We start from the raw sequence: 4,911 nt of genomic DNA, 5'->3' as shown, positions 1-4,911 counted from the left end.
TCCCTAGTATTTTCATCGGTTATAATGGGAGTGAATTGAATTTAAAAAGAATTAGCCTTACGATACTCCCGTAGGGTTTTTTAATCCCTATCTCACTTTAAAAGGCACAATTCTTAAAAGCCCTCGAAGCCTTACGATAGGCCTGCAAGCTAACGCTTGAAATCGCTTAAAAAGGCACTCTCGGACTAGGATCAGGTTTGGACCCTAACCCCATCCCCTCGACCGTGGCCGATAGGGTGCGATTAGGTTAAAAGGGTATCTCATCATCATCTAGATCGCAGTCTTTGGGTTCCCAGTCTTCTGGTTCAAAGATACTAGCCTCTACTTCCTCTTGCGTGGGAACATCTTCATGATTGTGTCGCTTGTCATTATCTTTATATTCTTCGTATTCTTCGTCAATTGCGATAGCATTTTTATCCATCATTTTGAGGATTAATTTATCTAGCTCTATTATCACAACCAGAACCTGATCTAAATTAATCCAGCCGGCTTGTCCTTGAGCACTGCCATAGTAAAAATTAGCCATTAGTTTCCTCTACACAATTGGTAAAATTAGGATAGTTCATGTCTAGTCGAAAATTTTCCCGATTATTCAGCACAACAGTGTAATTTTTAGCTGGGATTAAATAGGCTAAAAGAACCGCGCAATGAAGCTGATCGGGATATTCAGCCGAAACAAAATCGATTAATTCGCCTAAAATTGCCTCTAGTCCATAATCAGAGAAAGTCTCCCGTAGGAAAGAAATTTTAGTCTCTTGAGTTAATTGGGCTGATGATAATTGATTCATTTTCTTTTTCCTTGCAGTAGGAAAAGCTCTGCTTAATTTTGTTTGAGAGATTGTCAACTTCCCTTTTGTAGCCTTGTATTTGCTTTTGCAGTTTAGATATTTGATCTCGCTGTGACTTGAGATTATTTGAGTCGGTCGAGACAGGAATGGAAGATAAAGCCGTATTTGCGAAACTTTCGGCGAGCTCTAAATGCTGAGAACAAAAGCCTAGCAGTTTGTGGATGATCGAGAAATAGTGGGATAGAAAATTATAAAATTCTACCCGCGCATATATTGATCGATTTTGCATAAAATAACTCCTCCTAACAAAGTTCTAAAACGCCGTTAGTTAATGTCCAGTTACGGGTAGGATCACTTTTTACATAAACTCCATCCGGGTTTATCTTGAAACTCTCTCGATACCTCTTTGTGTATCGGGGAATCACTCCCGTACTTGTGATCAGATAATTGCTTTCATTCTCATCCTGGAGTTCAGAAATAGAGACTATGCTATAAGAATGTACTCCTGTTCTAACCCTGACATACCCGTATTTTCCTAGTTCTTCTGCTGATGCCTTAGTGTCCCCAAAGACGTTTAGCAATTGGCAGTCGCTAAATTCCGATTCCGGTTCGTCCGGCGGTATAGTGTCACGGCTAGGATCGTCATCATCAGGGAGTAGTGACTCGATCAGTTCCTCTAGCAACTTAGATGGGGACATTCCCAGCTCGGATGCTTTTTCTCGCAACGTTTGCCACGACGCAAGAGAGATGTCCACCTTTTTGGAGTTAGGCAGTTTCTCCTGAGGATTTTCGAGATGCGCCTTGACCTTATCTAGGGTTAGCTCGTGGTCCGCGTAAGTGCGGCAAATATCACGCCATGCCTCTAAAAGGTCATTCTCACCGAATTTAGATAGCTCTAATGCGATCGAAGCATTCATCGGCAATCGATCGCAACCGGCAGAAATTAGCTGACTCATTACCCGCGCGGAACGTATCCAATTATTGACAGCACTAGAAGTCTTACCGATAGCATTCTCGCAAAATTGCTTAAAAGAGGTGTAACGCTTACGCCACCCTTTGCATAGCTTAATTTTCCAAGAGATTAAACCGATTTCGTACCAAGAGGTTAGATCTCTCTTGATTCCCAATACTAGATCTGGTAACTCGTCTATTAACTCGCCTAGTCCGTAAGACTCCTCGATGCTGATGGCCATATCGTAGAGCGACCGGCCTAGCTCACTTCCTGGAATGTCAGAACCGAACAAGGGTTCAAAGGGGTTGAGACAGTGACCGGGTTTAACCGGACAGTCTTCCTGGATTCGATCTTGAATGATGGTGGTGTTCATGTTGGGAAAATAGGGGCAGAATGCCCCTACAGTGAAGGACTGAAACTCAATTGCAAAGCATCCTCTGGGTAGCTAGGAGATTATTTCTTTATCCATAGGCAGATCACTAACTTTGGTGCTGAATGCGAAACTATCTACAGCCCAATCCCCTAACTATGCAACCCGTCAAATTGCCTCTAGGGGGTAGGGATATTGTTTAGTTATAAACCCACTATAGTGGTATTGCCTTGATATGTCAACCCACTATAGTGGTGTTTGAGGTAAAATGGAAGAAACTAAAAACACCGACAAACAATTGAAGGCATTGATAGAGCAAGCTGGTTACACGCAGAAAAGTTTTGCCCAATCACTGGGTAAAGCATATTCGACGGTTCAATATTATGTATCTGGGGAAAAATCCCCTAGCTCTAATGTTTTGGCCGATATGTGTCGTGTTCTCAATCAATCACCCAAAACTGTGATGAGCGCTTTGGGCATCGACACCACCGGCATCCCCGACGATTCCCCCAACTAATAAAACACCCCAACGATTAGCCCCTCGTTGGGGAAAGTGACAAAAAATTTTTCATGTACTCCTATGATGACCCTTGCTGTAAACGATCGCATCTCCTACAAGGGAGAGAAGGCCACGGTTAAACAAGTCTGGAAAAAGAAAGTCAAGCTCATCCTCTCAGACCTGCGAGAGATGACAGTAGGGATAGACGAGATTGGGCCGGCTGATGAAGTTGCCCCCGGTCAATTACCTTTAATCGATCTTTCTACATATCAACTGCCCGCTCGGACGATCAGCCAATGGGACTTAGAGAATGAAGACTCGATCGAAACCCCGTCGGTAGTGAACAGTGACCAGTCAGGAAATGCGATCGAAACCTTGACCCCGGACAGTGACCAGTCAGGAAATGCGATCGAGATAGATGTCCGATCGCTTCCAACCTATCAACTGATAACCTTTTACGAGGTGATAGCGAGAGAATTGCATTTTCGAGATGAGTCAGAAGACTCTCACCCTAACTCTCACCCTAACTCTCACCCTAACTCTCACCCTAACTCTCACCCTAACTCTCACCCTAACTCTCACCCTAACTCTCACCCTAACTCTCACCCTAACTCTCACCCTAACTCTCACCCTAACTCTCACCCTAACTATGGCTACGAAGAAATCAAAACTATCAAGGGGAAACAATATCGTTACTGGAGATGGTTAGAGAATGGCAAGCTGCGATCGAAATATTTAGGCCGGTGCGAGATTGACAAGAAATCTTGTTAAAATACTGGATGCTGCGACTTAGAGTGGCAATATTTGACCCATTGCCAGCAGGTGCAAATCCGGCTCGCGGCTTTAACACTAGATATAGCGTAGTGACACAGCTTCTCTGACGCTAAATATGGAGTTAAGCAAAAATTCCCTCTAGTGCGTTCTTAGTCCGGTCGGGATCGGTTTCGATATAGCGCTGCAAGTTAGCGATCGAAGAGTGACCGCTGACGGCTTGAATGGTTCGGAGGTCCGTCCCTCGGCGTGACAATTCAGTGATACACGAGCGCCGGCCGCAGTGAGTGACAATTTTTTTGTCATCTAGTCCGACTTTTTCGGCCGATTTCTTGAGATAACTTAGCGCCGCTTCATAGCTTAACCGTCCATTGATGCCGGGAAAAAGGTAATCATCAGGGTTTTCCGAAGGAGTGTAATCTTTCAATCTAAGACGTAATTCAGTACAAATAGGCACGGTATGATTTTTGTCTTTGCCTTTCCGGGTTTCGCGCCGAAAAACGATTTCGTCTAGTGGTATCTTTTTGCGTAGATCTTTGTAGACATCCTTTCCCCGTAGCTCTAAGGCTTCAGTGATGCGAGCGGCGGTGAATCTGAGGATAGCCCACAACAAGCGGTGCTTTTGGTTAGCCACTGATTCTAATTTTTTCCAGTCCAACTCGCTTAGTACAGAAGCTTGTCCAATAGTTCTCATATTTTTTCACCTTACAACAAAGTACAAAATTTATTTAAAAATAAGATAAATTCTGTACTCTTGTTGTTAGCACTAAATCTCTCTAACTACAGGATACAGTCACCGACTACGTTTTGGCAATTTAAGGCAAGTGCATAAAATATCTATTTTGTGCACTTGCTCTAAGTTATCTTTTTTGATTTATTTAAAAAAAACCCTAGTGTTAAATAAAATGACTACCATAGTTCGCAATGATGACATTCCCCAAAACATTAACACTCTTGAAAGGTTAATAGTTCATTCGATTTCAGCTTTAAAAGCCACAGTCGGAGGGGCTACCTTTAACCTCGATGGGACTAACGTAGGGGGTCGCACGCCCTACGTCACCATTACAATGGGCGAAGCGAGTGGAGACGGTGAGTTGTATTTTCAATCTTTTGTTTACATACCGCTTAATCCTCAAATCAAGAATAACGGTTTAAACCAGCGGCCTTGGATGTATGCAGAAGAAATTAGTAACAATCCCTATCCTTCGGGATATCGCTTATCTTAATGAGCAACATTCCACCATTTAAGAAAAATACTCCTCCGACTTCTCCTGGTTTTTCCTCCACGAACCTTAGACCACCGATAAACCACGGATTGAACTCTTGGAGCGGTCCAATGTGGCGAAATCCAGCTAATCCCATTCAAGTCAAGCCACCCCCGACCTCTCCGCTATTAAGCTAAAACGCACTTAAACCACCTAAAATAGAAATAGTAATTTTAGAAAAATCCTACTTATGCCAGCCAAAGATTTCCTAGACTTAGAAGAAAAGAAAAACTTACAAAAAGCTCTTAAAGAAGAAGAAAGAGCAG

Annotated in this window: 7 protein-coding genes; 3 read left to right on the top strand and 4 right to left on the bottom strand. The window is 43.1% G+C overall.

Annotation, left to right across the window (positions count from 1 at the left end; translation table 11 throughout):
* Positions 1–247 precede the first annotated feature (247 nt).
* The 3 genes from O9300_RS12180 to O9300_RS12170 all read right to left on the bottom strand — a co-directional run bounded on the left by O9300_RS12180 (position 248) and on the right by O9300_RS12170 (position 2,113).
* Positions 248–526, bottom strand: coding sequence for a hypothetical protein (locus O9300_RS12180; protein ID WP_287971873.1), 279 nt, complete (start codon positions 524–526; stop codon positions 248–250).
* Positions 519–788: a hypothetical protein gene (locus O9300_RS12175; RefSeq protein WP_287971871.1), complete on the bottom strand. Its 270-nt coding sequence runs from the start codon at positions 786–788 to the stop codon at positions 519–521. Before O9300_RS12175 ends, O9300_RS12180 begins: the two co-directional genes overlap by 8 nt.
* Before the next feature lie 302 nt (positions 789–1,090).
* On the bottom strand, positions 1,091–2,113 hold the full coding sequence (locus tag O9300_RS12170) for a hypothetical protein (protein ID WP_287971870.1): 1,023 nt from the start codon (positions 2,111–2,113) through the stop codon (positions 1,091–1,093).
* Positions 2,114–2,378: 265 nt separating this feature from the next.
* On the opposite strand from O9300_RS12170, the gene O9300_RS12165 reads away from it, so the two are divergent.
* Both O9300_RS12165 and O9300_RS12160 read left to right on the top strand, forming a co-directional pair.
* Positions 2,379–2,627: a helix-turn-helix domain-containing protein gene (locus O9300_RS12165; RefSeq protein WP_287971868.1), complete on the top strand. Its 249-nt coding sequence runs from the start codon at positions 2,379–2,381 to the stop codon at positions 2,625–2,627.
* Between the two features lie 63 nt (positions 2,628–2,690).
* Positions 2,691–3,380: a DUF6788 family protein gene (locus tag O9300_RS12160; protein ID WP_287971867.1), complete on the top strand. Its 690-nt coding sequence runs from the start codon at positions 2,691–2,693 to the stop codon at positions 3,378–3,380.
* Between the two features lie 124 nt (positions 3,381–3,504).
* Here O9300_RS12160 and O9300_RS12155 read toward each other — a convergent pair whose 3' ends face one another.
* Positions 3,505–4,074: a tyrosine-type recombinase/integrase gene (locus O9300_RS12155; RefSeq protein ID WP_287971866.1), complete on the bottom strand. Its 570-nt coding sequence runs from the start codon at positions 4,072–4,074 to the stop codon at positions 3,505–3,507.
* Between the two features lie 211 nt (positions 4,075–4,285).
* Between O9300_RS12155 and O9300_RS12150 the strand changes: the two genes are divergently transcribed.
* Positions 4,286–4,606 (top strand): hypothetical protein, encoded by a 321-nt coding sequence (locus O9300_RS12150; RefSeq protein WP_287971865.1) that lies wholly within the window; start codon positions 4,286–4,288, stop codon positions 4,604–4,606.
* Positions 4,607–4,911: the final 305 nt, after the last annotated feature.

Source organism: Microcystis sp. LE19-195.1E, from assembly GCF_027532095.1.
GTDB classification, from domain to species: domain Bacteria; phylum Cyanobacteriota; class Cyanobacteriia; order Cyanobacteriales; family Microcystaceae; genus Microcystis; species Microcystis aeruginosa.
The sequence above is the reverse complement of the archived record's forward strand: the minus strand, read 5'-3'. Positions and strand labels throughout refer to the sequence as shown.

Excerpts from the sequence above, each read along its gene's own strand:
- O9300_RS12155 (WP_287971866.1), bottom strand. The coding sequence starts at position 4,074 with ATGAGAACTATTGGACAAGCTTCTGTACTAAGCGAGTTGGACTGGAAA.
- O9300_RS12175 (WP_287971871.1), bottom strand. The coding sequence starts at position 788 with ATGAATCAATTATCATCAGCCCAATTAACTCAAGAGACTAAAATTTCT.
- O9300_RS12170 (WP_287971870.1), bottom strand. The coding sequence starts at position 2,113 with ATGAACACCACCATCATTCAAGATCGAATCCAGGAAGACTGTCCGGTT.
- O9300_RS12180 (WP_287971873.1), bottom strand. The coding sequence starts at position 526 with ATGGCTAATTTTTACTATGGCAGTGCTCAAGGACAAGCCGGCTGGATT.
- O9300_RS12160 (WP_287971867.1), top strand. The coding sequence starts at position 2,691 with ATGATGACCCTTGCTGTAAACGATCGCATCTCCTACAAGGGAGAGAAG.
- O9300_RS12150 (WP_287971865.1), top strand. The coding sequence starts at position 4,286 with ATGACTACCATAGTTCGCAATGATGACATTCCCCAAAACATTAACACT.
- O9300_RS12165 (WP_287971868.1), top strand. The coding sequence starts at position 2,379 with ATGGAAGAAACTAAAAACACCGACAAACAATTGAAGGCATTGATAGAG.